General features: G+C 67.0%; 19 protein-coding genes. 3 read left to right on the forward strand and 16 right to left on the reverse strand.

All coding sequences use genetic code 11. From position 1 onward, the window contains the following. Positions 1 to 9: 9 nt before the first annotated feature. The 11 genes from FQ377_RS12210 to FQ377_RS12260 form a co-directional block, all read right to left on the reverse strand. Positions 10 to 762 (reverse strand): SDR family NAD(P)-dependent oxidoreductase, encoded by a 753-nt coding sequence (locus tag FQ377_RS12210; RefSeq protein ID WP_148601569.1) that lies wholly within the window; start codon positions 760 to 762, stop codon positions 10 to 12. 38 nt (positions 763 to 800) lie between these two features. Further along, the gene (locus tag FQ377_RS12215) at positions 801 to 1,508 is read right to left on the reverse strand and encodes a GntR family transcriptional regulator (RefSeq protein WP_148601538.1); all 708 of its coding nucleotides are present in this window, start codon (positions 1,506 to 1,508) and stop codon (positions 801 to 803) included. Then, positions 1,505 to 2,710, reverse strand: a complete 1,206-nt coding sequence (locus FQ377_RS12220) for a fumarylacetoacetate hydrolase family protein (protein WP_148601539.1) — start codon at positions 2,708 to 2,710, stop codon at positions 1,505 to 1,507. The genes FQ377_RS12215 and FQ377_RS12220 overlap by 4 nt, the downstream gene beginning before the upstream one ends. Further along, the gene (locus tag FQ377_RS12225) at positions 2,707 to 4,188 is read right to left on the reverse strand and encodes an aldehyde dehydrogenase (NADP(+)) (protein WP_148601540.1); all 1,482 of its coding nucleotides are present in this window, start codon (positions 4,186 to 4,188) and stop codon (positions 2,707 to 2,709) included. Before FQ377_RS12225 ends, FQ377_RS12220 begins: the two co-directional genes overlap by 4 nt. A 32-nt stretch (positions 4,189 to 4,220) precedes the next feature. Beyond that, positions 4,221 to 5,525, reverse strand: coding sequence for an enolase C-terminal domain-like protein (locus FQ377_RS12230; RefSeq protein WP_148601541.1), 1,305 nt, complete (start codon positions 5,523 to 5,525; stop codon positions 4,221 to 4,223). A gap of 26 nt (positions 5,526 to 5,551) precedes the next feature. Next, positions 5,552 to 6,832, reverse strand: a complete 1,281-nt coding sequence (locus FQ377_RS12235) for a TRAP transporter large permease (RefSeq protein ID WP_148601542.1) — start codon at positions 6,830 to 6,832, stop codon at positions 5,552 to 5,554. A gap of 5 nt (positions 6,833 to 6,837) precedes the next feature. Beyond that, a complete protein-coding gene (locus tag FQ377_RS12240) occupies positions 6,838 to 7,446 on the reverse strand; it encodes a TRAP transporter small permease (protein ID WP_148601543.1) in 609 nt (202 codons plus the stop codon). Further along, on the reverse strand, positions 7,443 to 8,483 hold the full coding sequence (locus FQ377_RS12245; protein ID WP_148601544.1) for a DctP family TRAP transporter solute-binding subunit: 1,041 nt from the start codon (positions 8,481 to 8,483) through the stop codon (positions 7,443 to 7,445). The genes FQ377_RS12240 and FQ377_RS12245 overlap by 4 nt, the downstream gene beginning before the upstream one ends. Before the next feature lie 30 nt (positions 8,484 to 8,513). Then, the gene (locus FQ377_RS12250; RefSeq protein WP_148601545.1) at positions 8,514 to 9,566 is read right to left on the reverse strand and encodes an Ldh family oxidoreductase; all 1,053 of its coding nucleotides are present in this window, start codon (positions 9,564 to 9,566) and stop codon (positions 8,514 to 8,516) included. Between the two features lie 270 nt (positions 9,567 to 9,836). After that, entirely contained in the window at positions 9,837 to 10,721 is an 885-nt protein-coding gene (locus tag FQ377_RS12255) for a restriction endonuclease (protein ID WP_148601546.1), read from the reverse strand. A gap of 381 nt (positions 10,722 to 11,102) precedes the next feature. Further along, positions 11,103 to 12,116: an alpha/beta fold hydrolase gene (locus FQ377_RS12260; protein WP_148601547.1), complete on the reverse strand. Its 1,014-nt coding sequence runs from the start codon at positions 12,114 to 12,116 to the stop codon at positions 11,103 to 11,105. Between the two features lie 331 nt (positions 12,117 to 12,447). Between FQ377_RS12260 and FQ377_RS12265 the strand changes: the two genes are divergently transcribed. After that, positions 12,448 to 12,768: a nucleotide pyrophosphohydrolase gene (locus tag FQ377_RS12265; protein WP_148601548.1), complete on the forward strand. Its 321-nt coding sequence runs from the start codon at positions 12,448 to 12,450 to the stop codon at positions 12,766 to 12,768. After that, a complete protein-coding gene (locus FQ377_RS12270) occupies positions 12,755 to 14,533 on the forward strand; it encodes a DUF2075 domain-containing protein (RefSeq protein ID WP_148601549.1) in 1,779 nt (592 codons plus the stop codon). Before FQ377_RS12265 ends, FQ377_RS12270 begins: the two co-directional genes overlap by 14 nt. A 113-nt stretch (positions 14,534 to 14,646) precedes the next feature. On the opposite strand, the gene FQ377_RS12275 is transcribed toward FQ377_RS12270, so the two are convergent. From FQ377_RS12275 to FQ377_RS12290, 5 genes are read right to left on the reverse strand one after another with little or no spacing between them, the layout of a single operon-like run. After that, positions 14,647 to 15,534 carry a GntR family transcriptional regulator gene (locus FQ377_RS12275; RefSeq protein WP_148601550.1) on the reverse strand — a complete coding sequence of 296 codons (888 nt, stop codon included), beginning with the start codon at positions 15,532 to 15,534 and terminating at the stop codon, positions 14,647 to 14,649. A gap of 12 nt (positions 15,535 to 15,546) precedes the next feature. Further along, positions 15,547 to 15,690 carry a hypothetical protein gene (locus FQ377_RS14890; RefSeq protein ID WP_187393353.1) on the reverse strand — a complete coding sequence of 48 codons (144 nt, stop codon included), beginning with the start codon at positions 15,688 to 15,690 and terminating at the stop codon, positions 15,547 to 15,549. A gap of 34 nt (positions 15,691 to 15,724) precedes the next feature. Further along, a complete protein-coding gene (pdxA, locus tag FQ377_RS12280; protein ID WP_148601551.1) occupies positions 15,725 to 16,750 on the reverse strand; it encodes a 4-hydroxythreonine-4-phosphate dehydrogenase PdxA in 1,026 nt (341 codons plus the stop codon). Beyond that, the gene (locus tag FQ377_RS12285; protein WP_187393354.1) at positions 16,747 to 18,042 is read right to left on the reverse strand and encodes a four-carbon acid sugar kinase family protein; all 1,296 of its coding nucleotides are present in this window, start codon (positions 18,040 to 18,042) and stop codon (positions 16,747 to 16,749) included. The genes pdxA and FQ377_RS12285 overlap by 4 nt, the downstream gene beginning before the upstream one ends. Then, entirely contained in the window at positions 18,039 to 19,124 is a 1,086-nt protein-coding gene (locus FQ377_RS12290) for a 2-keto-3-deoxygluconate permease (protein ID WP_222861873.1), read from the reverse strand. Before FQ377_RS12290 ends, FQ377_RS12285 begins: the two co-directional genes overlap by 4 nt. 204 nt (positions 19,125 to 19,328) lie before the next feature. Here FQ377_RS12290 and FQ377_RS12295 point away from each other — a divergent pair, with 204 nt between their 5' ends. Beyond that, positions 19,329 to 19,559, forward strand: coding sequence for a glycosyltransferase family protein (locus FQ377_RS12295; protein ID WP_148601553.1), 231 nt, complete (start codon positions 19,329 to 19,331; stop codon positions 19,557 to 19,559). Positions 19,560 to 19,902: the final 343 nt, after the last annotated feature.

A 19,902-nucleotide genomic window follows, 5' to 3' on the forward strand; every position in this document is an offset into this window, starting at 1 on the left:
ATCGGGGTGTCACAGGTCCGGGCGGAGCAGCAGGCTGTGCATGCCACCGTCCACTGCGAGGGACACCCCGGAGGTGGACCCGTTGGCCGGGTCGGCGAGGAACAGGACGGACGCCGCGACCTCGTCAGCGGTCACGAGACGGCCGTGGGGCTGCCGTGCCTCGAGGGCCAGGCGCTCAGCGGCCGGATCAGCGGCCGCCTCCAGGAGCCGGGCCACCCAGGGAGTGTCGGCGGTGCCGGGGTTCACACAGTTCACGCGGATGCCCTCGCGGAGGTGATCGGCGGCCATGGCACGGGTGAGCGCCACCACCGCACCCTTGCTCGCCGAGTACAGGGCCCGCTGCGGCAGGCCGTGGGTGGCCGCGACGGATGCCGTGTTGACGATCGCGGCGTCGGCCGATGCACGCAGATGCGGCAGCGCTGCCGCGGAGACCCTCGCGATCCCCACCACGTTGATGTTCAGCACCCGCAGCCATTCCTCGTCATCGTTGTCCGCCACCGTGCCGGCCGCTCCGACCCCGGCATTGTTGACGACGACGTCGATCCCGCCCAGCGCCTGCGCTGCGGCGTCCACGGCCTCGTTCACCGACGCACGGTCGGCCACATCGCAGCGGTACCCGACGACGCCGTCGGGCAAGCCATCCACGCTCAGGTCCAGCACCGCGACCCGCGCCCCGCGGGCAAGGAGCCCGGCCGTCACGGCAGCCCCGATCCCGGAGGCTCCTCCTGTCACCAGGGCGCGGACGCCCGCAAAGCTCGTCATCATCAGGTACTCCTCGAAAGTGGGGAAAAGTCGTGGCGTCAGCGCAGGGTGGCCGGCGGTGGGAGCCGAAGGTCCCGGCCGCCGTCCTGCGTGAAGGCTTCATTGAAGCGGTGGTATGCACCGATCAGGTGCTGATGCATCGCGGCCTCGGCGGCATCGGGATCGCATGCCTGGATCGCTGTGACGATGCTGCGGTGCTCCTCGACCGTCTGGGTACCGCGGTAATCGGCTGGATGCAGCCTGAACAGATGGAGGTGGCAGTGCGTGGCGCGGAAGGCGTGCAGGGCGAAAGCGTTGTTGCTGGCCGTGAGGATGTGGTCGTGGAACTGGGTGTCGTGGGCCACCAGGTGGTGGCGGACGTCGTCGTCAGCCCTGCTGCCGTCCTCGAAGTCGCCGAGCGAGGACTGCAGTGCGCGCCCCGGGTTGCTCAGGCGGTTGACTGCTGATTCCCGCGCCGCCCATGGCTCCACCAGTAGCCGGAACTCGAAGAGTTCCCGCAGTTCCGCCGTACCGAGCAGGGGCGTGGTCCGGTAGCCCTTACCGGGGGTCTTCACGATCAGGTTATCGCCCTCGAGCTGGCTCAGGGCTTCGCGGATCGGTGTCTGGGAGACGCCGAACTCACGGGCCAGGGCATCGATGTTGATCTTCCCGTCGGGGGGAAGCTGCAGGTCCAGGATCTTGGCGCGCAGGGCCCGGTACACATCGGAGACGGACCTGTTCCTGGCCTCCAGCTCCCCGACGCTCACCGTGTACCCCTGGGTGTGGACTCCACCCCGGACTGGGTCAGCAGGTACCTCACGAGGTCACCGATCCCGAACGTCCACGGCAGAAGGTCCTCGGTCGGTGCCACCATGTTGGTCAGTGTACCGAGGCGCGCACTGCTGATCCCGACCACGTCCCCGGGCTTGTGCGTGAAACCCATGCCGGGTGCATCGCGGTCCTCGTTGGGTGCGAAGAGGGTCCCCGTGAACAGCACGAAGCCGTCCGGGTACTGATGATGCGTTCCGTACGCCGCGCCGACCAGCTCTTCGAAGGGCCTGCTGAGCCTACCCACGCTGTTGGTGCCAGTGAGGGTGTAGCCGTCCTGGCCACTCACGGTCAGGCGGATCGACTCGGAGCGGGCGTCGTCGAGGGTGTAGCTGTCGGTGAACAGCCGGACGAAGGGCCCCAGCGCGGCGGAGCCGTTGTTGTCCTTCGCCATGCCCAGCAGCAGCGCGCTGCGGCCCTCGACGTCGCGCAGATTGACGTCGTTGCCCAGGGTGCAGCCGCGGATCCGGCCACCACTGTCCACCACCAGTACCAGCTCGGGCTCCGGGTTGTTCCACGCGGAGAAGGCAGGGATGCCGATGCGTTCACCAGGCCCGACGGCGGAGAGTACCGGGGCCTTGGTGAAGACCTCAGGATCCGGCCCGATGCCGACCTCCAGGTACTGGGACCAGACACCCTGGAAGATCAGCACGTCCTTCACCCGCGCGGCCTCGGGCGATCCAGGTTTCACCCCGGTCAGGCTGCCCCCGATGGCCTGGAGGACCTGGGCGCGCATCCGGTCCGCCCGAGTGAAATCCCCGCCGCACCGCTCCTCGATGACACGTTCGATCATGCTGTCCACGAACGTGACGCCACACGCCTTGACCGCCTGCAGATCCACCGGTGCCAGAAGTCGAAGGGCGGTCGCATCCTCCGGCACGGTGGCGTCCGCTGCGGTGCGGACAACGTCGGCCAACGGCCAGCGCCGCGCATCGCCGGCCAGCGCCTGCCGGACCACGGCCTCCGGGTCGTCGAGCTCGAGCAGTGCCGACACGGTGGGTGTGTGACCGAACAGGTCCACCAGGAAACTGCCGGCGACGACGACGGGTCGCGGCCCGGCGGTCTCCGGATCGAACAGTCGCCCGATCAGGAGCGCCTCGGCAGCGTCGTCGGGCAGGAGAGCGGACTCCATGATCGTCATCGTCTCCCTCCAGAGGGCTCGCTCCGGCCGTCGACCCGGCGGGGGATGTTCCACGGGTTGGCGTCCTGCAGCGCGGGCGGCAGGGCGGCGTCGGGTACGTCCTGATAGGCGACCGGGCGCTGGAAGCGCTTCATCGCCGCCGTTCCCACTGAGGTGGTGTCGGGCGCCGTGGTCGCGGGGTAGGGGCCGCCGTGCTGTTGCGCGTGTGAGACGGTGACGCCGGTGGGCCAACCGTTCCACAGCACCCTGCCCGCGAGTCCGGTCAGGGTGTCCAGTAGTTCGGCGGTTGCATCCTCGGGGTCGGCGTGGATGGTAGCTGTCAGCTGGCCTTCCAGCAGGGCCGCCAGCTGCGGCAGGCCCTGCGCGTCCGGGTAGCGGACTACCACGGTGGCCGGGCCGAACATCTCCTGGTGCAGCACCTCCGGGGTGCGGGCGACGGCCTCCGCATCGATCAGCAGCACGGTGGGTGCCGGGATGTCGTCGTCGGACCCGGCCACGAGGGTGGTGACGCCGGCGGTTGCCGCGACGGCGTCGCGTGCGGCGCCGAAGCCCTCGCGCAGGCCCGGGGTGAGCATGGGAGCCTGTGCGCTGCCGGCCAGCGCTGCGCCGAGAGACGTGCGCAGCTCCTCCTCCGTGGCGGTGTCCGGGACGAACAAAGCGCCGGGCTTGGTGCAGAACTGACCCATGCCCAGAGTGAAGGACCCGGCGTACCCGGTGAGGATGTCCCCGGACCGGTTGGCCCAGGCGCCGGGCAGCACGAAGACCGGGTTGATGCTGCCCAGTTCTCCGTAGAAGGGGATGGGGGTGGGCCGTGCTGCTGCCCGATCGAAGAGCGCCCGCCCGCCGGCGGTGGATCCGGTGAAGCCGATGGCCTTCACCAGCGGATGGTCCACCAGTGCCTCGGCGGCGGCACGGCCGTCGATGACGGCGAAAAGTCCTGCCGGCGCGCCGGCCGAGTGCAGTGCGTCGACGACGACCTCGGCGGTGCGCAGGGCGAGGCGGCGGTGCCCGGGGTGGATCTTGTGCAGCACGGCGCAGCCGGCGGCGAGCGCCGACGCGCTGTCCCCTCCCATCACACTGAAGGCGAAGGGGAAGTTGGAGGCGCCGAAAACGCCGACGACGCCGAGCGGAACATTGACGCGCCGCAGATCGGGGCGCGGCCCCATGCCCCAGTCAGGATCGGCGTGGTCGAGGGTTGCCTCCAGGGCGACGCCTGAGCGCACCTCGTCCGCGAACAGCTCCAGCTGGAACGCCGTGCGCAGCAGCTCGCCCTGGAGCCGTGCCTCGGCGAGGTGGGTTTCCTCCGTGCCGAGCTGTACGAGTTCGTCGGTGTTGCTGCGCAGCGCCGCGGCGATGGCGGTCAACCGGTCGGCGCGGGCAGCGAGTGTCTCGCCCGCAATCAGCAGGAAGGCCTCGTGCGCCGCCTGTGCAGCGGCATCGACCTGCTCGGTGGTGGTGGCGATGGTGGGTGTGGTCATGATCGGTCTCCTTCGAGGAACGGGGTCCTGGGTCAGTGAGCGTTCAGGGCCTGCCAACCGGCGCCGGACGGGAACGTCCAGTGCGCGGTGGATTGCCCGAGCATCTCGGCTCCGACGCCGGCACGCTTCGGAGCCTGGTAGCGGCCGTTGGTGACGATGGCGGGCTCCGCGAAGTGCTCGTGGAGATGGTCCACGAACTCTATGACGCGATCGTCCATGGAGCCGGAGATGGCCGCGTAGTCGAAGAAGGAGAAGTGCTGCACCAGTTCGCACAGGCCCACTCCTCCGGCGTGCGGGCACACAGGGGTGTCGAAACGGGCCGCGAGCAGCAGGTTCGCGATGTTCTCGTTGACCCCCGCGACTCGGGTGGAATCGATCTGCAGGATATCGATCGCTCCTGCCTGGAGGAGCTGCTTGAAGATGATGCGGCTCTGCACCGCTTCACCGGTGGCCACCTTGATCGGGTGGACGGCTTTGCGGATGGCGGCGTGGGCCAGGATGTCGTCGGTGCTGGTGGGCTCCTCGATCCAGTACGGTGCGAAGTCCTGCAGCTGGTTGACCCAGTCAATGGCCTCCTGCTCCTCCCAGCGCTGGTTGGCATCGATGGCGATCCGTACATCCGGGCCCACCGCTTCTCGGGCCAGCCGCAGGCGGCGGCGGTCGTCCTCGATGCTTCCGGCGACTTTCAGCTTGATCATGCCGAAACCGTCCGCCACGGCCTCCCGGGAGAGCCGCACCAGTTTCTCGTCGCTGTAGCCGAGCCATCCGGGAGTGGTGGTGTAGGCGGGGTAGCCGTGCTCGCGCAGCTCACTGATGCGCTCCTGCTTACCGGCCTGCCCGCGCTGCAGGATGTCCGTGGCGTCGGCGGGGGTGAGGGCGTTGCCGATGTGCGTGAAGTCGACGGCGCTGACAATCTCCTCGACCGGCATCTCACTGAGCAGCAGCCACAGCGGCTTGTTCTCCCGCCGGGCGCGGATGTCCCAGAGCGCGTTCACCAGCCCGCCGCAGGCCATATGGGAGACGCCCTTCTCGGGGCCCAGCCAGCGCAGCTGCGAGTCGTGGACCAACCGTCGCGAGGCGTCGCCAAGGTTGTTGACGAGCTCGTCGGTGTCCCGGCCCACGAGCAGCTCACCGTAGCTGTCCATGCCGGCGGTGACCAGCTCGTTGCCGCGGCCGCAGGTGAAGACGAGGCCGTAGCCGTGCTCGCCGTCGTCGGTGGCGATGTCCACGTAGGCGGCAGAATAATCGGGGTCCACGTTGACGGCGTCGGAGCCGTCGAGGTCGAGGGAGGTGGGAAAGCGTACGTCGGTGGTCGTGACGGACAGGATGCGGGACATGGGGGTTCCTTGGAGGTCAGGGGTGGTCAGAGGAAGCCGAGCACTGTGGGCAGTCCCAGGGTCAGGGCGGGGATGAAGGTGATGAGCAGGAGGGTCGCCACCATGGGGGCGAAGAAAGGCAGGATGCCCTTGATGACGGTGGGGACAGGTGCCTTGGTGACGCTGGAGAGCACGAACAGGACGAGTCCGACCGGCGGGGTGATCAGTCCGATGAGCAGGTTGAAGATCACCATGATGCCCAGGTGGACCGGATCGATGCCGAAGGTCTCCGCGACCGGCTGGAGGACCGGGACAAGGATGAGGATCGCGGCGGTGGGTTCCAGCACACACCCGACCAGCAGCAGGAGCACATTGACGAGGATCAGGAAGACGATCGGCTGGTTGGTGATCTCGAGGATGAGGTTCGCGGCGACCTGGGGCGCCTGTTCGCGGGCGAGGACCCACCCGAAGAGGGCGGCAGCGGCGACGATCAGCAGCACGGAGCCCGAGGTCTCCACGGTAGTCAGCAGCGTCCGGTACAGCTTCCGCCAGGACAGCGCCTTGTACACGAGAGCCAGGACCATGATGTAGACGACGCCGATGCCGCTGGCTTCCGTGGGTGTGAAGATCCCGCTGAGGATTCCGCCCAGGATCACCAGCGCGGAGCCGGCGGCGGGCAGGGCGGCCACGGCGGTCCGGCCGCGGGTCCGCCACGTGGACTTGGGCAGCCGGAGCTCCTCGTGCTTGCGCATCAGCAACCACACGGTGGTGCACAGGGCGGTGACGAGGATCAGGGCGGGAACGATCCCGGCCATGAACAGTGCGCCCACCGAGACACCGGCCGTGACGGCGTAGATCACGGCCGGGATGCTCGGCGGGATCATGGGGGCGATCAGGCTCGATGCGCCCGTGACACCGAGAGCGAACTCTCGCTTGTAGCCGCGCTCCACCATGGCCGGCACCTGTACCCGGCCCATGGCCGCGGCATCCGCGATGGCGGCACCGCTCATCCAGGAGAAGCCGAAACTGGTGGCCACATTGACGTAGCCGAGGCTGCCGCGCAGATGACCGATCCCGGCCACGGCGGCGTCGTAGAGCTTGTCCGTCACACCGGAGACATTGGCCATGTTGCCCAGCAGGATGAACATGGGCACGGCGAGGATAGCGAAGCTGTCCACGCCGGAGACGGTCTGCTGGACGGCTGTACCGATCCGAGCCGTGGGATCCATGATCACGTAGGCGACGGACGGGATGAGCAGGGCGAAGGAGACCGGCACCCGCAGCGCCAGGAGCACGAGCAGGGCGATGAGCATGATCAGGAGTGTCACAGGCTCTACACCGCTTCCCGTTCGAGATTTTCCATGGCGTTCGGTACCACTTCGGGGTGCCGGATATTGAGATAGATGTGGAGCAGGGCATGCAGGAAGATCAGGCCGAAGCCGACGACGGCGGCACTGTAGACCACGCTCATCGGCAGGGAGGTGGCAGGTGCCAGCAGGCGGTCCGCGCCGGCCGCGAACCGGGCACCGGCGAAGGCCATGAGTCCGGATACCGCGGCCACCACGACGAGGGCGAATGTATCGAGCACGATGCCACCGGTCCGTCCGAGCTTGCTCGCCAGGAGATCCACGGCGATGTGGATCCGGCGGGCCATGACGAAGCCCGCCGAGACGAAGGTGAACCAGATCAGGGCGAAGCGGGCGAGTTCCTCGGTCCAGCTGAAGGGTGTGCTGAAAACGTAGCGGCTGACCACCTGGAGGATGATCAGGCCCAGTGTGCCGACCAGGAGGGTGCTGGTGGCCGCACGCTCCACATTGATGAAGAACCGATAGGGCCTGCTGTGCTGCTCGGGGAAGTCGGGTTCATCGGGCTCCTGCGGGACCACGTACCCCGAGGAGATGTTGTTCTCGGTCGAGCCCGGCGAGCGAGATGCCTCCGTCACTGTCCGTCCTTGATCTCCTGGTACAGCTCGCCCCACGGCTGCTGCAGCATGGCTTCCTCCGCGGCGGATGCGAAGGCCTCGCGGTCCACGTCCTCATTGACCTTGATGCCGTCGCCGGTCTTCCATTCCTCGAGGATGCTCTGCTCCTGGTCCTCCACGCAGGTGCGCGTGGCGTCCGCGGCGGCCGCCATGGCGTCATCGAGGGCCAAGCGCTCGTCGTCGGTCAGTCCTTCGTACACGGTTCTGCCCGTGGTGATCTGCACACCTTGGATCATGTGACCGGTCAGGTTGATGTAGTCCTGCACCTCGTTGAACTTTGCCGTGGAGATGGTGGGAATGGGATTCTCCTGGGCGTCGATCACGCCCTGCTGCAGGGCCAGGTACACCTCGTCCAGTGCCATCGGTGTGGCGGTTCCCCCCATGGCCTTGATGTTCTCGAGGTAGAGCGGCGCGTTCGGGGTGCGGATCTTCAGGCCCTTGAAGTCCTCGGCGGTCGTGATCTCCTTATTGGCTGTGACATGGCGGGTGCCGTAGTACCAGCTGGAGAGCACCTTGATGTCCGAGCTCTCGTAGAGGTCGTCGAAGACCCCGGTCATGGTGTCGCCCTCCACCGTCTCCACGAAGCTGTCCACATCCTCGAAGAGGTAGGCGGCATCGAGGACCGCGGCGTTCTCGTCCCATACGCCGAGGAAGGACGGACCGGCAATGGCCATGTCGAGCGCGCCCGAGGCAACCTGCTCCAGCGATTCCGCTTCGTTGCCCAGCTGCGCGGCGGGGAAGCTCTCCACCTGCAGGCCGCTGCCGTCGAGCTCCTCCTTCAACGTGGTGATACCGCATTCCTCGACCGGGTGGCCAGCGTCGTACACATGGGCTACGCGGAGCGTCTTCGCGTCCGCGTTTCCCGCAGCGGCGTCGTCGCGGTCCACGGGCGTGCCGACATTGCATCCCGAGAGCAGCAGGGCCGCGCTTGCGGCCAGTCCGAGGGCGGCTGAGGTGCGACGGCGGGTGGTCGGGGTGGTGGGGTGTCCGAGCTTCATTGCTTGATCCTTCCGAAGGTACTGCGGGTATCAGGAATGGGATGGAACGGGTGTGAGCGAGAGGTCCTCGGCAAGCTGCGCGAGCTGTCGGACCGTGGAGCCCGCCAGGGTGATGGTCTCCATCGACGCGGACTGTCTGAAGTGCTCTGGATCTCCGGGGGACTGCACGGTGCGGTCCCCGGAGCCTGAGTCGCGGACCTGCTGCTGGAGAGTCGCGACCCGTGACCGCGTGTGGTCGCTTCCCCCGAAGGCCGCACTGTCGATCCCGACGATCAGGTGACCGTTGTTCATGCGGGACGCCGGATTGGACCAGATGTCCACAGTCTCGAATGCGAAGGTCGCCCCGGTCAGGGAGGCCGCGAAGGCTTCGAGGAGTACGGCGACGGCGGATCCTTTGTGGCCCCCGAACGGGATCATCGACCCCTCTGCCGCGGCCACCGGATCGGTGGTGGGTCTTCCGTCTGCGTCGACCGCCCAGCCCTCCGGCAGTGACGTGCCCTCGTTCTTCGCGGCGATGACCTTGCCGTAGGCGCCGTTGCTCGTGGCGAGGTCCGCAGTGAGCGGCCAGCCGTCGGCGCTGGGAGCCCCGAGGGTCAGCGGGTTGGTGCCGAGCACTTTGGTGGAGCCGCCGTGGGGCGCCACCACCGGTCCGGTGGAGGAGGTGATGATGGACAGCAAGCCGGCTGCGCCCAGTTGGTCGCTCCAGAAGGCGCCGGCGCCGTAGTGGCTGCTGTTGTGCACCGCGACGGCCGCGATCCCCTGGGAGCCGGCCAGCTCCAGTACGCGGTCCACGGCTGCCTGCATGGCCACCTGTCCCAGGGCGGCATCGGCGTCGAGGGTGGCAACGCCGGCCGCGCCCTGGGTGAAGCGCATGGACGGGGTGGGGTTGATGCCGCCCAGGCGCAGGGCCTCGGAGTACAGCGGGAGCCGGAGGGTGCCGTGGGAGTGGATGCCGCGCTGGTCGGCCTGGATGAGGGACCGGGCGGTGAGCTGTGCATCGTTGGCGGGGACGTCGCGCGCCGTGAGGACGTCGACCACGAAGCGGGCCAGGTCCTGGCACTGCACTGTTGCCTGGGGAATCACCGTTGGAACCTCTTCATATAGGAATCATTGAAATCCTATATGCGTTTTCGGAGAACTACAAGGGGTCCTGGGATGCGAGCGGACATCCCGCCGCACAGCGGGTGCCGCGTTTCTGGATCGGCGTTCCGGCGCGAGAGCTGATCACAGGGGTGGCGCCGCTCCACTGGGTCCTTGGATGCGGCTGCTGATCAGCTCGTCGCCGGGCTCAATTTCCCTGCGGGGGCTCTGCCGGGCGGTTCGGCTGCTTCTTCGAGCATCGTGGGTCGTCGGTTACTCGAAGAAGTCCTCGTCCACCTCGACCACGGTGTAGACCTTGGCCACCTGCACTCCGACGGAATGTCGAATCATCAGACTGGTGAGTTGCTTGCCGTCGATCAGGATGATGCGGGTCGGAATGGCTTGTGCGTAGTCCAAAGCCTGCGTGGAGAAGCGACTCGTCGTGATGAAGACGCCCCGAGTGGCACCCCGGCCGGCGAGTGCTCCGACGAAGGATTGAATTGCTTCTCGGCCCACTGTCGACTCCGGGGCGTAACGCTTGGCCTGGATGTAGATCTGGTCCAGTCCCAGAGCGTCCTGATCGATGACGCCGTCAACGCCGCCGTCGCCCGTGCCCCCGATCCTCCGACCACGGTTCTCTGCGCCCCCGTAGCCCATGGCAAGGAGTAATTTCACAACGGCTTCTTCGAAGAAGTCGGGGTGCCGATCCTGGAGTCGCTTGAGGAGATCGGCTGCGACATCGGACCGGAGGAGCTCGATGCCGGTCTCGATCTGCTCAGTTGGATCGAGCTCCGGGTCCTCGATCATCCGCAGACTCGTTGCCGTGCTCGCTGACGCCGTCTGCCGCTGAGGCTCGTAGTCGTTGTATGCCGGTATGGCCCTGAGCGTGCTCTTTGTGACCCCGCCCGGGTTGGCCGCCAGTAGCTGCTTGCCTACATCGGTGATCGTGAAGCGGCCGCGCTCTGGTTTGGTGACGGCCGCCGCTCGTGTGAGGCCCGACATCGCCCAGCCGATACGATTCTCCGCGCTCGATTGGCCCGATGCCAGGAGGACTGCACGCTGTGCGTCGGAAATCTTCTCCTCGTCGAGAACTTCGGCGATCAGGTCGCGCCTCGTGCGGGTCCTTCCGTCCGATAGCACGCGGAGTACCGGATGCATGAACTCGTCCCATCGGGGAAGCGCAGGAGGTGGTGAGACTGAATGGTCCGATGTCACTGATTCCCCTGGTATCGATCGTGGATGACGCGTCACGAGCACGCTACAGGGAATGCTGTGCGCCGTCGTGCAGGCTCAATGTCGATCGACTCGGAGCTACAGGTCAGGCGCCCTTTGACACCTCGTCCGCCCGACGAGCGAGGTCGGAGCCGAGCCGGCGAGCACGCCCAGAGGCATCGCCCAGTGCGTCCACACCGGGCGACGACGCAGGCGTCGGCGGTTCACGCTCGAGATCCGCACACCGGACTCTGCCCCGTGGACCGAGTTCGTCGTGATGGTGCCTCCTGCAGATCTCTGATCGCCCGGTGCGGTCCCGGTCAGTGGTTAGTCGCCCAGGATCTCCTTAACCGCTTGGTCGATGAAGTCGGTGTCAGCCTGGTTTGCGCCGATCCCGGCGAAGTGGCCCCACACCCCGGGGATCTCCCTGAACTCACTTCCCTTGATGAACTCGCTGACCCGCTGCTCCTCCTCAGGGGCGAAGTATCGGTCCTCGTGGGCCGGCATCTGAATGAGCCGCGCCTTGATGGCCCCGAGTGCCTTCTTGGTGTCACCGTCGAAGCCGGGTGTACCGCCGACGTCCCCGTGCTTCCAGGTCCACAGCATGGTCAGCAGATTATTGGCGTCACGCTGGAGGAAGAAACCCTCCCAGAATCCCACCAGGAAGTCGTCCAGGGTTGCGTAGCCGAGCTGGCGCCAGAGCTCGTCCCAGTAGAACTGTGCTGACAGACCCCAACCCGCGTAGACGCGGGCGAACGCGCGGAGGCCGACGTCGGGCTGCTGGTGGTACCAGCCGTTGTTCCAGGTGGAGTCCGCGGTGAGTGCGCCCTTGAGTGAATCGAGGAAGACGACATTGTTCGGCGATGTCTTGGACGAGCCGCAGAACGGGAGCAGTCCGTCCATCATGTCCGGGTACTGCACGCCCCACTGATAGGTCTGGCCGGCGCCCATGGACCAGCCGAGCACGAGGCGCAGATGCTCTATGCCGAAGTGCTCGGTGACGAGCTGGTGCTGGGCCCTCACATTGTCGTAGAACGTGCAGTCGGGGAACCGGGCGCCGTTGCGGGGTTTCGGTGTGTTGCTGGGGGAGGACGATTCACCATTGCCGAACAGCGCCGGGATGATGATGAAGTACTTCGCCGGGTCGAGGCCCATGCCTTCGCCGACCAGCCAGACGTTGTCCGCGATGAACCCTGAGTACCAGCTCGGATAAATGATGGCGTTACTCTTGTCCGCGTTCAGCTCCCCGAAGGTCTTGAAGGCCAGTTTCGCGGACTCGATGGTCATCCCGGACTGCAGTTCGAAGTCGCCGAGCTCGTAGGTCTCGTAGTCGTCCGTCATGATGAACCATCCTTCGTAGGTGGGGGCAGGCCCGGGCCCGGGCGTCAGATCAGGTCGGCCAAATATCCAGTATCCGGTGACGGAGGCTCGTCTCTTCGTTCCAGCTGGCGGGTCCTCGCGTCCTGCAACACGCTAGCGAGCAGGTACCCCGCTGGCAATGGTTCGGCGGGCGCCCAACGGCTCATCGTCAGTACCGGGTCAAGCAGAAGTTCCCGCCCGTGCTCGTACCGGGGCACTACAGTCCAGGTGGCCGCCCTCCAACGACGTCGACAGGGAGCTGGCGGGCGACGATCTCCTCAGATGTGACTCTGCAACCTGTTAGGTTGACGGAATGTTCGAACCGTCCGTGAGAGCCGAGCTCGCAGCGTTCGTCGCGGAGCGCGACTGGGCCCAGTTCCATACCCCGCAGAACCTCGCAAAGAGCATTGCCATTGAGGCCGCTGAGCTGCTCGAGTGCTTCCAGTGGGACGAAGAGGCAGACGTCGAGCGCGTACGGGAGGAACTGGCCGACGTCCTCACCTACTGTGTGCTGCTCGCCGATCGATTGGGCGTCGAGCCCGATGCGGTCGTGCTCGAGAAGTTGGTGAAGACGCGCGAGAAATATCCGGTCGAGAAGGCTCGCGGGCGGAGCGCGAAGTATGACGCCCTCTGACATCCGGTGGTTGGGCTTCACCAACGCAGAGGTCACGAATTGGGCCGGGCTGGACCACCGCAACACCAACTGGCCCATCGTCTACGTCCTGGACGACGCCGACGGCTCGACGTCCGGCGCCAGGGGAAAGGGCCTCAAGGACGTCTACGTGGGCGAGTCGCGCAACGCGGCCGCGCGCATACGGCAGCATCTCGTCTCGCCGGAGAAGAAACATCTGAGGAACGTGCGCGTCGTCGTCGACGCAACGTTCAACAAGTCGGTGTGCCTCGATCTCGAGTCCTATTTGATCCGGATGCTGGCAGGAGATGGAGCCTGTCAGGTCCTCAACCGGAACGACGGCATCGTCGAGGCCGACTACTACGATCGCGACCTGTACCGGGAGAGCTTCAGCGAGGTCTTCGAGCGCCTGCGGGCCGACGGTGTCTTCAGCCGAACCATCCCCGAGATCGAGAACAGCGACCTCTTCAAGCTGTCGCCCTTCAAGGAGCTGACCCAGGACCAGGCGATCGCCGTCGAGGGCATCCTCGAGGGCCTGTTCGAGGATCTGAAGGCGGACACTCGCAGCACGATCGTGATTCAGGGCGAACCAGGCACAGGCAAGACGGTCGTTGCAACCTACCTGCTCAAGCTCATCGCCGATATCAAAGCAGGAGCACCCGCCGAGGAGCTCGACAGCGACTCCATGTTCTCGGAGTTCTTCGATCGCAGCCACTCCGAGCTACTCACCGACGTGCGTATCGGACTCGTGGTGCCCCAGCAATCCCTGCGCGAATCGATCATGAGGGTCTTCGAGAAGACACCTGGACTTCATCCGAAAATAGTGATGACAGCCTTCGACGTCGGCCTCGCAGACGAGCAGTTCGATCTGCTGGTCGTGGACGAGTCGCATCGCCTCAATCAGCGCGCGAATCAGCCGTCAGGGACGCAGAACAAGAGGTTTCTCGAGATCAACGAGAAGCTCTTCGGGCAGGACGATCCGCTGAAGACGCAGCTCGACTGGATCCGCGCGAAGAGCAGGAACCAGATCCTCCTCATCGATGCGGCCCAGAGTGTTCGGCCTGCGGACCTGCCGCCCGAGGTTCTCCACGGTCTCGTCGCCGAGGCCAAAGCTGCAGACCGTCACTATCCGCTCGTGTCACAGATGCGTGTGCGGGCCGGGTCGGATTACGTCGGCTATGTCAGGAGGCTCCTCGGCCGCCGGGAGGTGGACGAGGTCCCGGCACACGTCGAGACCTTCGACGGATACGACTTCCGCCTGTTCGACAGCATCGCCGACATGCATACCGAGGTGCTGCGCCGGGAAGCGGACGTCGGCCTGTCTAGGTTGGTCGCTGGATATGCCTGGCCGTGGAAGTCGAAGACTGACAAGGCCGCGTACGACATCGAGATCGACGGCAGTCGGTTCCGCTGGAACAGCACCCAGAAGGATTGGATCGCTTCCCGGAAGTCGCTGGAGGAGGTGGGGTCGATACACACTGTTCAGGGGTACGACCTGAACTACGCGGGCGTCATCATCGGACCCGATCTCACCTACGACGCCGACACGCGGAGGGTCGTGGTCAACCGTGCGTCGTACTTCGACACGAAGGGCAAGGAGAACAACCGGCGCCTCGGCAAGGTCTACACGGACGATGATCTCCTGCGGTTCGTCCAGAACATCTACGCGGTGCTGCTCACGCGTGGCATACGGGGAACTTACGTCTACGTGTGCGATCCCGGCTTACGCACTTACCTGCGCAACTTCATTCCCGTCAGCGGCGGATAAGTCGGCAGCGCAAAATGTACTTGGCTCAACCGCGCGGGTCCGGAGCGGTTCGACGGCATGGATGAGGTGCCAGGCTCAGGCGCAGAGGAACATCGCTACAGACGGCCGCGGAGTCAACGACCAAGGTCGGAAACCTGCTCAGCGAAGTGAAGCAATTCCGCCCCCAACCGGCGAGCTCGTTCAGCTACCGAATCAGGGGAGTCGATGGCCGACGACGGACCGCCTGCCGCAACTGGTGCTGTCGTCGGTTCGCGCTCGATGTCGATGTCGAACACCACGTGGTCCGGGTGATGCCAGGTGGAGAAGACCTCCACGGGCTGTCCGTGCTGGTCGAAGCTCGTCCCCTCGAGGAGCAGCACGGGCGACGACGTATCGAGTTGCAGCAGATGCAGTAGATCCCCGTCGCCCGGTACAGCCCGGATCTGCCGCTTCCCGGACGCGATCCGCACGCCGAACTTCTCGCCGAGCACCGCGTGCAGCGACGCGTCGTGCAGGTCCTCGGCGGTCAGTGAGGAGAACGCTGGAACGGGAAGCCAGGTGTGGATGACGGCGATGGGCACCCCGTCGGCCGTCCGCAGCCGCTCGAGAGCGAGCACCTGATCCGTGCCGAGGACCGCCGTCGACGCGTCGCCATCCTGCACTGCCAGCGAGAGCACCTCCGTGCCGACCGTGGACCCCGCGCTACCGAGCTGCGCCGAGAGTCCCGACGTCCGGTGGACCAGCCGGTGGTGCTCGCGCCGGGGTGCCACGGTGCTGCCACGGCCACGGCCCCGCTCGATCAGTCCCTCGTCCGTCAGGGCACCGAGGGCCTGACGGACCACGGACCGGGAGACGCCGTACCGCACCTGCAGCTGGGCCTCGCTCGGCAGCGACGTGCCCGGCGGGAGCGAGTGGTTCATGATCTGCGCGCGCAGGTGCCCGCGGAGCTGGACGTAAAGCGGCTCGCCGCTCCCTGCGTCGAGCGGGCGATCAGGGCCGTCAGGCGTGTCCATCTTTGTCATCTACCCCGAACCTCAGGACGCGGAGTCGGGCTCGCCCGTGGGTGCCGGGCCGTCGTCGTCGTGCTCTTCGAGGACCTTTCCGTCGTGCACCCGCTTCAGCTCGATGCCCTCGAGGTAGCTGGGCACGGGAGGGTCGAGGTCTTCGTCGCTCGTCATGCCTCGATCCTAGGTGCCCACAGTGCGGGACGAGCTATTCCTTCTGTGCGGTCCGCCAGACGACATCCCACCCCGGTGCCAGCTGCGCGGCTCGCCGCATCGACAGCACCAGACTCGCCTCGCGGGCGATACCCTGGCCCGCGATGTCGAACGCGGTCCCGTGATCCACCGAGACGCGGACGACGGGCAGACCGACGGTGATGTTCACGCCGTCGTCGCCGTAGACCGCCTTGAAGGGTGCGTGGCCCTGATCGTGGTAGCAGGCGATGACCATGTTCCACTTGCCCTTCACCGCGGCGGGGATGAGTGCGTCCGCGGGGATGGGCCCGTGCACGTTGATGCCCTTCTCGCGGGCGGCCGCAACGGCGGGGGCGAGGATGTCGGCATCCTCGTCGCCGAACAGGCGGTTCTCGCCGGCGTGCGGGTTGAGCCCTGCGAGGCCGATGGGCTCGTCCGGGTTGCCGAGCGCCTTGGTGAATGCGCTGACGAGTTCGATGACGTTGCCGGTGCGCTCCGGCGTGACGTCCTCGATGGCCCGCCGCAGGGAGACGTGGGTGGTGAGGTGGAAGAAGTAGAGGTCTCCCGCGGAGAGGACGAGGCTGAAGTTCTCCACCCCGAACTCGTGCGCGAGCAGCTCCGTGTGGCCGGGCCATTTGTGCCCGCCGGCGTGCATCGCGGCCTTGTTCAGCGGCGCCGTGACGATGCCCTGCACCTTTCCTTCGCGTGCCAGGCGGCAGGCCTCGACGACGAAGCGGTAGGAGCCGTCGCCCGCGGCGGGGCTGAGCTCGCCGAGCTTCACGTCGGCGAGTGACGGTCCGGTCTGCAGGAGTTCGATGATGCCGGGCTCGTTCGTAGCGTCCTCGATCGAGGACAGGACGCGGACCTTGTCCGGGTCGCCGCCCACATTGGAGACGCCCTGGCGCATGGCGGCCTCGTCGCCGATGACGACGGGCACGCACTCCTGCCGGACGTCGTCGTGCCCGAGGAGTGACTTCGCGGTGATCTCCGGGCCGATGCCGGCAACGTCACCGAGAGTGACGGCGAGGGTGGGGATGTTCATGAGGATGCCTCCGTTGACTGGGTGAGGGTGAGGGTGCGGGTGAGTTCGGTGACGGTGTCGAGCAGGGCGGAGACCGGGCCGAAGCCGCCGGCCTTCGTGACGACGATCTTCCCGGCGGCGGTGCCGCCCTCGACGACGCCGACCGGGATGCCCTCCTGGATGGCGCCGGTGATGCGCAGGGCCTGGGCGCGGGTGGCCTCGAGGACGGCGCGGGCGCCGTCGCCGCCGACGAGCACGAGGGCTCCGACGGAGGCGCGGGCCAGGGTCTGCTGCACCACGGATGCGAGGCTGCGCGCGATGGCGGTGCCGCTGAGGGTCACGGACCCGCGGACGGCCTCGGGGGAGAGGATGACCACCACCCGCGGGAGGGATTCCGGGACCTCGAGCTCTCCGGCCGCCCACTGCGCGAGCCGGTTCGGCTGGTCGAGCAGCGAATCGACGGGTTGCAGGATGCGGAGGTCGGACGGGTCCAGGTGGGCGCGCAGGTGATCGGTCTGGGCGCGGGCGACGTCGTGCAGCGAACTGACGACGACGACGATCCGCTGCCCCTGCGCGGCAGGCGCCGGTTCGGGGGCAGTCAGCGCCGTGGCGGCGTCGGCCCAGGCCGATGCCATCGCTGCGGCAAGGCCCGCGGACCCAGCAGGAATCGCCGTCTCACCGGCGACGACGAGCGCAGCCGCGAGGGTGCGGAGATCGCTGTCGGACGCCGCGTTGACGACCACGACGCCGCCGTCACCCGCTGTTTCGCGCAGCGCCTGGGCGTCCTGCTCGGGCGAGCCGTTGAGACTGATCGTCGTGGTGCCGGGCAAAAGCAGCGAGAAGTCGCTCGTGGGGACCGGGGTGACCGGGTCACGGCCCGCGGGGGAGTCCTCGACCGATCCGCCGTGCACGCGCAGCAGGCCATCCTCCAGGGTGCGGCCCATGGCGGGGTAGGCCGGGCAGACGACGGCGAAGCAGCCGGGGTGCCGCTCCTGCCACGCGTCGAGGGCTCCGGCCACCTGTGCAGGCACGCTGCCGCGCATGGTGGAGTCGATCTTCAGGTAGAGGCGGTTCGCGCCGGCGGTCAGCAGGTCTGCGACCGCACCCGCGGTCGCCGACCGGGCTGTTGCCGCGTCCATGGCCCGGGCGTCCGAGTTCAGGGCAAGGGCGCTGCCGGGGTCGACCGACCGCGGCAGCAGGTTTCCCAGCAGGAGCCGGGAGGCCCACCCGGAGCGGGAGAACTGGACCACCGAGTCGGTGGCGCCGGTGACGTCGTCGGCCGCGATGCCGACGATGGGTGCCGTAGGTGTCACGACCGGTCGTCGTCCTGCGTCCGGCGGCGTCGGGTGGTGGGGGCGGAGGGATCGCCCGCGGACGGCAGGTCGGCGGTGGACGTCGGGGTGACCTCGACGGCGTCGTCGGTGTCCAGCCCGCCCTGGCGCTTGAGGACCCAGGTGGCGAGCAGCGGCGCGAAGATCGCGGTGACCAGGACGGCGGAGGCGACCTGCGCCGTCGCGACCTCGACGAAGGGGGAGAAGCTCGGATCCGCAGCAGCGACGATGGCCGGCGTCGCGATCGAGTTGCCCGCCGTCGTCGCCGATGCGATGCCGATGCCGGACTTGCCGCCGCGGCGGAGGACGAAGCGGTAGCCGATGTACATGAGGGCGCCGGTAATCAGGGTGGCGGCGATGCCGACGAAGATACCGCTGAGGCCGCCGGTGATGACGTTGCGGAGGTCGATGCCGGTGCCGAGGGCGAAGGCGAAGAACGGGATGACGATGTTCGGCACGGGCCGCATGACCTCGGTCCACTTAGCGTCGAGGTTACCGACGATGAAGCCGAGGATCAGGGGGATGACGGCGGCGAGGAGGGCGAGGAGCGGGATGTTGCCGAGGCCCGAGATGCCGAGGAAGAGCAGGGTGAAGAAGGGGCCGTCGTTGATGGCGGAGGCCATGTAGGCGCCGCGGTCGCGGTAGTCGCCGTAGCGGCCGGTGAAGGCGAGCCAGAGGCCGCCGTTGCTGTTGTCGAAGCTGGCCAGGAGGGCGAGGATCGAGATCCCGAGAATGCCGTCGATGCCGACGAGCAGGCCGAGGCCCGCGACGAGGGACGCGGGGATGATCGTCTTGAAGAGCAGGACGACGCCGGTGGTCGCGAGCACGGGGCCCGAGGCTTTCGCGGTGATCTGCATGCCGGTGGCGAAGATCAGGACGGCGATGAGCGGGAGCGCGGACTCGGCGAACAGGGCGGTGGTGAAGCTGCCGAGTTCGAGGAAGCCGGGGGCGAAGGTCCCGACGATCGAGCCGAGGATCAGGGGGATCAGCATGAGGCCGCCGGGGATGCGGTTCATGCCGTCGAACAGGGGGATTCGGGACTTCGGAAGCGATTCGGCTGCCATGGCGAATCTTCTCTCTGTGAATAGAGGGGTCTGCGTGCGGATGAGTGCGTACAACGAGTACGGACACGATGTACCGATAGTACGGGGAGTGAGGTGGGTCATACAAGAGGCAACTGTAAGGCGGGCGAACGGCGCAACGCAGGCTGGGACAACGTCACTGAACTGGCTGTGACGGACAACTAGCTGAACGGCGGTTTCCTCGTGTTGACGCCCGACGAGGCAGTCTTCGCCGCCACGGTAGCGCGGCTGGCGACCGTGGACGACCTGTCGCACTACCCGTTCGCCGAACAGGACTTCCTCAACAAGTTCTACCGCGACCGCTGGCCCACTGCCTACGTGTATAACGCGCTGAAGACCCTGCAGCACCAGAACCCGTCGGTTTGGTGTCCGGCATTGGCCACAACAGTCACTGCATCATCGACAGGCCGTGGGTGAAGCCGCTCGACCTGACCGACCGGTACGTCGAGGTGAACCGGCTCGGGTGGGAGATGGTCGACACCCTCGGCGTACCCGTTGGCTCCTGACCCCGCAGACGAAGGTGCTCGATCCTGACCCCAATACCCCTTGGAGGGATCGCACCCGCAGCATTCCGGGCCAGCATATCGGGCCGCTTGACGGCACTCGGGCCTCTTCGTGTTGTCGCCGATAACAGGCCCTTCGCATTTAGGCGTGGTTGGTTCGTTTCGTGCGGTAGGGGCGGTGACCGCCGGCGGCGAGGAGGCAGCGGAGTCTGTAGTTGGTGAAGTTGCGGAATCCTCTGGCGATGCGGCGGGTGGTT

This window comes from Arthrobacter echini, from assembly GCF_008107445.1.
GTDB lineage: Bacteria > Actinomycetota > Actinomycetes > Actinomycetales > Micrococcaceae > Arthrobacter_D > Arthrobacter_D echini_A.